Consider the following 6,253-nt stretch of genomic DNA (forward strand, 5'->3'; position numbering starts at 1 on the left):
CCGCATCGTAGCCAAGGTCGATACCCTGATGACCCTCTGCGACCGGCTGGAGGTCAGCCTCACCACCGCCGACACCACCCGCCAACGCCTCCTCACCGCCCTCCTGCACGAGGCGCTGAACCCCGCCGAACAAGAACTGGAGGCCGCAGAGTGACCGAGCCGCGCATCTTTAATGTTTACTGCGACGAAAGTTGCCATCTGGAAAACGACGGTATTTCTGCAATGGCCTGGGGTGCCGTCTATTGTCAGGAAAGCGAGACCCGCGCCATAGCCGAGGCCATCCGCGCGCTGAAGGTCGCACATGGGCTTGCCCCGACGTTTGAGGCGAAGTGGACCAAGATATCGCCTGCGAAAGTGGCCTTTTATCTGGCGCTGCTGGATTTGTTTCTCGCCGATGACCGGCTGCGGTTTCGGGGGCTGGTGGTGCCGGACAAGGCGCAGATTGACCATGCGCGTTTTGATCAGACGCATGACGATTGGTACTACAAGATGTACTTTACCATGTTGCGCCCGATCTTTTGCGCGCCGCACCGGTATCGCATCTACCTCGATGTGAAGGACACGCGCGGGGGCCCCAAGACGCGCAAGCTGCACGATGTGCTGGCAAACGATCTGTATGATTTCAACAAAGAGTGTCTTGAGCGCGTGCAGCAGGTCCGTTCGCATGAAAGCGAACTGCTGCAAATTACTGATATCTTGATCGGCGCGCTGACCTACGCCAACCGCGGTCTTGCAACAAGCCCGGCGAAAGCTGCCATGATGGCGCGCCTGCGAGAGCGCCTTGGCCCATATGTGCTGACACGGACATCCAGTTTTTCCGCGATCAAGTTCAACATGCTGGTCTGGCGCGCCCGGGAGGCGGCTGAATGAACCCGCCGGACTTGCTGTCGTTCAATGACTTCGGCGGCGATTGGACCGCGTATGAAACGGAACTGAACCGCGTGTTCATGACCGAAATTGCTCGTGGGGGTCTGACATTCAGGGGCGAGAACGTCAGTTGCCGCCGATATGATGAGGTTGCCGGGCGCTGGGCGTCTTTTTGGCACTTGGTTCAGGAAGGTAAGGTAGAAGAAGACCGGCTTCCTGATCTGCGTCGGTGTGAGCGGCTGTGCTGGGTGCCTTGGGTGATCCGAAATGGTGTTCAGCACGCGGAAATCGATGAGTGGCAGAACACCCGCAAGAGCGAGACCAACACTCTGCTGTGGTATCGTGAGGAATATCTGGTGATCCTTGGACGCCGCAACGGCTACTGGTTGTTGAGGAGCGCGTATTGCACCGAGAAAAGCGGGCGGATCAGCCAGCTTCGGAGGGAGCGCGATGCATACAATGGAATCTGATTTATCTAGCCCAGAAAAAACTGAAGCCGCCCGGAAAAACCAAGGCGGCCTCGAATGCTCCTCCTACACATGGCAGGTGAGACAAGGGGTATATGCCCTCTGGGGGCTGGATTGTCAAGAAAATTCGGCCTGATCCGGGGAGTGCAGAGAATGCGAAATCCTTTAAAACTATTTATTAACAATTGGTTATGCTTCTGCGGTCGATCGCTGGGAGCGGTGGGCCAAATTCAGAGAGTGATAGAAAATTGAGTGATATCAAGCTTTTTCGCATTGGTGCAGGTGCTGTCACCGAGTTAACCGGCACGACGGACACGGTCGAGAAATCGGTTCAGCTTCTGTTTGAAAGCAACCTCGAAGCCTTGCTTGGGGTTCGCTTCTTGGCGACCGAGTTCACGACGACGCATGGCGGGCGGATCGATACGCTTGGTTTGGACGAAAACGGCTGCCCTGTGATCCTCGAATACAAGCGGGCCTCGAATGAAAATGTCATCAATCAGGGCCTATTTTACCTCGACTGGCTGATGGATCATCGGAAGGATTTTCAGTGGCTGGTGTTGGAAAAACTGGGCAAGGAAGCCGCTGAAGCAGTCGACTGGTCCGCGCCCCGGCTGATTTGCATCGCAGGTGACTTCAACCGCTATGACGATCACGCGGTAAAACAAATCCAGCGGAACATCGAGCTGATCCGTTATCGCCGCTTTGGGGGCGATCTGCTGATGCTCGATCTGGTCGCTGTGACCTCCGTTAAAGGGTTGGTCACTGCCAACGGTGCGAGCTCTGGATCAGTTGTTGTGCCAGGGAAATACAAGACGATCAGCACGGTAATGGAAGAGCTGGATTCCAGCATGAGCGACCGGTTCGAGGCGCTTCGCGCATATCTGATCGCCTTGGGTGATGATGATGTTCAGGAAACCACATTGAGATTTTACATCGCCTTCAAGCGGATTAAGAATTTCGCTTGTGTTGAATTTCGTCCGACCACGAGCAAGATACTCATCTACGTGAAAGTCGATCCGTCGTCGGTACAGATTGAAAAGGGCTTCACGCGTGACGTATCGGACGTCGGGCATTTCGGCACTGGCGATCTAGAGATCACCCTCACCAATGCCGAGGATTTGGAGAAGGCGAAGCCGCTGATCGAACGCAGCTACGGAGCATCCTGAATGCTGGAGGAGCCGGAGCGAAAGGGCTTGTTGTCGAGGTTCTTCCCAAGGGCTTCGCCGCCTACTTCTGCGGGTGCACCCGAAGATCAGAGCCAGTCAGCTTGGGCAGACAATCACAAGCGTCCGGTCCATAGCCTTGTCACAAAGGTGCTGCGAGAGAGCGACTGTCTTATTGTGACAGGTTACCAGGACTTCTTGTCGTCTCTGGCTTATCTCATTGAAACTGTTGGTGGCATCGGCGATCGACCAGCGGGTAGTATCCGCATGGTGTTCGGAACGAACACCGACTCTAGCCGCCAGGTTGGTGCGCGAGGTCGCCCGGCTGCCGAAGAGGCGCGAGCCCATTTCCTGGGCTCTAAGGGCCTCTCGGTAGATGATCTCGCCGACCTCCGCGCAGTTCTTGCAATCGAAGCCATCGAGCGCGGCACGATTGCCCTCCGCGTCTTTGATCCTGACATCGCCCAAGGTGTCGTAGGCCGACGGCCGCCCATGTTGCATGCCAAGCTGGTAATTGGGGATGGTCATGCGCTTTCGGGTTCATCGAACTTCTCGAACGGCGGTTTGCGGCGGAACCTCGAGTTTGTTGATGACGCAGCAGCCTCGCCCGACCTTGCCGCGGCACGACGCGAGGCTGCAGAGCGCTATTGGGAGATGGGCCGAGACTGGACGGAAGAGGCGCTTGCGATCCTGAGATCGCTTGTACGGCTCGTCTCGCCAGAAGAGGCTGTGGCCCGCACTATCTTCGAAGCGACTAGCTTTACACCGTGGATCGCTGCGGGCGACACGACCGCCGGCCGTCCACCGCAGCCGTTTCAGGCCGACCTGACCTACGAAGCTGCGGGGACTATCCATGAGCAAGGCTTTGCTTTCGTCGAGGCACCAACTGGGGCAGGCAAGACGGATATCGGGAAGCACTTGGCAGCGTTGCTGCCTGTGGCTCACGATCAAACTGTCTTTTCTTGGGGCGAACGTGCTGACCAACGTCGCCTCGGGTCCATCGCCCTAATTCCAGCCAGCGTGTTCAGCAACTGGACGACGAATGCGCCTGTGAACTTCAAACCGATAAAACACAGCTACCTTTCCAAGACAAAGGCATCTGAAAATCAGGAGTTGGAACTCATCAATCGAGATGTTCGGTCGGCTGCGGGCATGATCGTCGACGAAAGCCACAGACTGAGTTCCCGGTTCCTTGCACCTTCGAACCGGTCACTGGTCTTTGAGCGGACACCGGCGATCTGGACGGCTTGTCTGTCGGCAACGCTGATGGGGAACCAAGGTTTGGACGGCCTATTAGCCTTCCATGAAAAGCGTGCATCAATCTACGTTCCGCCCGTAATCACCGAACAGATCAATGTCCATTTCAGCCGTGTTCGGGAACGAGGCGCACTTGTTGCCGAACTTGCGGCACAGAAGCGGAAGATTGAGGAGCAACAACGACAGCCCGACCTATTCGAGAGCGAAAACGTTCTGCAGGAAAAGATCGAGACCTTGGAGCGCACGGTTGAGGGAAGGGGCCTCCAACTTAGAAGGCTACAGGCCGAACTGGCGGATGCCTTAGCGCCCTATGTCGTGCGGCGGCAGCGCGCTTGTATCGGGGAAAGTCGGCAGCGTAGCGACGGGTCCTTCAAGTATCCGGCGATCAAGAGTGAACGGCGCGACGCCGACCTGACTGACGAACAACAAAAGCTAATCACCCGGATCAAGGAGCTGGCAGAGGCAATTACTTCTGGGGTTACCCTCGTCTCAGCGGACCCGCAGCGCGCGGCGCAGACTGAAATCAAGTTCCACGATAAGTCGCGCATTCACATCCGCAACTTTCTGGCACTTCTCCGCGCGTCGATCACGTTTGCTAGGATCGAGTGGGGGCGCGAACGGGATACGGAAGCAGATCAACGAGGGCGCCGCTCCTTGGGTGAAAGCCTACGCCAGGCTGAGCGATACAGCCGCCGTCCGCTAGCCGTACCTCCGGGTGAGCTCCAAGGTGAACTCGCCGACACTGAAAGCACTAGTGAAACGCCGATATGCGACCGCTTAGGCCGTCTTTTGCACCATCCCTGCCTTGATGAAATCGATACGGCGCGTGCCGAACAGATGCGGGAAATTTTGAGCAAACACGGGCATGCTATCTTTCTCGCGGAGCGCGTCGGCGTTCTTGAGGTTTACGCGAACCTCTTGGGTGGGCATCGTGGGCGCGGGCCGGAGGTCTTCGTTGTCGCCCCAGGAGCGAAGATCAAGACAGGCAAGAAATTGCACCATCTGCGATCCGGCGCAGAGGCGCAGGAATATTTCGGCCTCACTGGCAGTAAACGCGAGCCTATGGTCCAGCGCGCGATGTTTCTTACTTTCCAGATGGCGGAGGGGATCAATCTTCAAACTGCGTCAGCGCTCGGCATCCTTGGTGTCACCTCTGATATTAAGAGCCTGATCCAGGGGCTTGGTCGCATCGACCGGATCGATAGTCCGCATTCGAAAATCCACTACTTCACCTTCGACTTGCCTGGGCTGGTTCTATCGTCGGACAAGAAGGCCCGGGGCCGGGTTGAGAACATAGCTCTGTTGTCGGGTGTCGGTGCGGATGATCTGGCGTCTGAGATTGTAGAATTCGCGGCAGGAGACCTGACTGACCTTGTTCTCACTCAAATCAAGAAGCCGCGGATACTACGTCCGAACAACTACTTCGATCAGGTTGAGGCGCTGAAGCGTGAGGTCTCGGACGAAGTCATGCGACGCGTTGGAAGCGCGAAACCGAAAGGTTTGTGGGGTGCAGAGCTTTGTTTGCTGGCAACTTCAAGACCGGTGACGATTCTCATGTTAGGAGGACGCACTGGCGACCTGCGCAATCCACATGTCCAGGCGCCCCGCCTTCTTCTCCTCAGGGAGAGTGAAGACCAGACCGAGATCAGCGGAGACCAAGCAGACGCAGCGCGGCATCTTGTCGAAGCATTTCATGAAACGAAACGGCTCGGTCTGCATGTTAAGGCGCCGCAGCTCGATCAGGTCTCCGGGCTATTGTCGAACCTTGCTGAGACCCTGCCCAATCTAACGCATTGGGATATTCGGCCTGCCAGAACGGTTTCGATCCTCGCATCGCTGGCACGGTTTATGTCTGGTCAATCCGTACTCGATGTTGGGCGATCGATCTTCGGGGATCTGACTCTGCCCGCGCTAGAGAAACTTGCTGAGGCGTGGGCCCAGGAGCTTGATCCGTCCTGGATTGAAGCCAAGCAGGCAATTAGTGACCGAAGCGTCAAGGACAGGACCATTCCAGACTATCTGGGCATATCGTCGATCGAGGAGTTGTTTTACTTGCAACCTGAAAGCGATCTGGACCAGATCCGAGCACGCGCTGAAAAGCTCCTCGACTTCTGCCGATCGGCCTCCGAGGGGCAGTCCACAAGCGTCCTAGATCGGGTCAGCACGGTATTCGTCGGTCGACCGGGGCTTTAGAATTGTCGATTGCGAGATTTCGGGTCAACAATAGGTCAACCTGTTTAACTACCTCGTTCCCCGTTTGGACCCGTCCGCAGCGGTTGCTTGCGGCGCGATGCGGTTAGAAAACATCTATATCTCAAAGGGTTGCCTCGTAACATGTTGAAATTAAAGGACAGCCGTTCTCCCGGGAGATGAGGCTCATAACCTGAAGGTCGTAGGTTCAAATCCTACTCCCGCAACCAACGATCCTTGCGATAGCAAGTTGTCTAGCGCCTCGGCCTCCGAAAGGAAGTCGGGGTTTTTCTTTCCTGATGCAAAGCG

Annotated in this window: 4 protein-coding genes; all 4 read left to right on the plus strand. The window is 56.5% G+C overall.

From position 1 onward, the window contains the following. Positions 1-150: 150 nt before the first annotated feature. The 4 genes from WBB85_RS22495 to WBB85_RS22510 all read left to right on the plus strand — a co-directional run bounded on the left by WBB85_RS22495 (position 151) and on the right by WBB85_RS22510 (position 5,947). Positions 151-870: a DUF3800 domain-containing protein gene (locus WBB85_RS22495; protein ID WP_432640798.1), complete on the plus strand. Its 720-nt coding sequence runs from the start codon at positions 151-153 to the stop codon at positions 868-870. After that, on the plus strand, positions 867-1,337 hold the full coding sequence (locus tag WBB85_RS22500) for a hypothetical protein (RefSeq protein WP_432640799.1): 471 nt from the start codon (positions 867-869) through the stop codon (positions 1,335-1,337). The genes WBB85_RS22495 and WBB85_RS22500 overlap by 4 nt, the downstream gene beginning before the upstream one ends. 245 nt (positions 1,338-1,582) lie before the next feature. After that, positions 1,583-2,500 (plus strand): DUF5655 domain-containing protein, encoded by a 918-nt coding sequence (locus WBB85_RS22505; RefSeq protein ID WP_432640800.1) that lies wholly within the window; start codon positions 1,583-1,585, stop codon positions 2,498-2,500. After that, on the plus strand, positions 2,501-5,947 hold the full coding sequence (locus tag WBB85_RS22510; protein WP_432640801.1) for a phospholipase D family protein: 3,447 nt from the start codon (positions 2,501-2,503) through the stop codon (positions 5,945-5,947). Positions 5,948-6,253 lie beyond the last annotated feature (306 nt).

Origin of the sequence: Albidovulum sp., from assembly GCF_049646345.1 — a bacterium.
GTDB lineage: Bacteria > Pseudomonadota > Alphaproteobacteria > Rhodobacterales > Rhodobacteraceae > Albidovulum.